1 protein-coding gene is annotated in these 285 nt (G+C 34.4%); it reads left to right on the top strand.

Annotation, left to right across the window (positions count from 1 at the left end):
• On the top strand, positions 1–285 hold a 285-nt coding region (locus tag EOC06_RS38900), incomplete at both ends, for a DEAD/DEAH box helicase (protein WP_164899084.1).

Below are 285 nucleotides of genomic sequence, written 5' to 3'. Positions count from 1 at the left end.
GTCATAAATATATGAAAAACCCTGTTAATATTGAAATTGCTTCTCAAGGGGTTACAACAAGTACGATTGAACACCATGTAATGGAAGTCAAGGAAGCTGATAAGCTTTCCATGCTAAAAGCAGTAACCGTTATAGAAAATCCAGATAGCTGTATTATTTTCTGCAATACGAAAGAACATGTAGATACTGTGTTTGCTGAGTTAGAAGAATCCAATTATTCGTGTGAAAAAATCCATGGAGGATTAGATCAAGAAGATCGTTTTGCTGTAATGGATGGTTTTAAGA

The organism is Mesorhizobium sp. M7A.F.Ca.MR.362.00.0.0, assembly GCF_004023175.1.
Lineage (GTDB): Bacteria > Pseudomonadota > Alphaproteobacteria > Rhizobiales > Rhizobiaceae > Mesorhizobium.
This window is presented reverse-complemented; position numbering and strand designations above follow the sequence as displayed.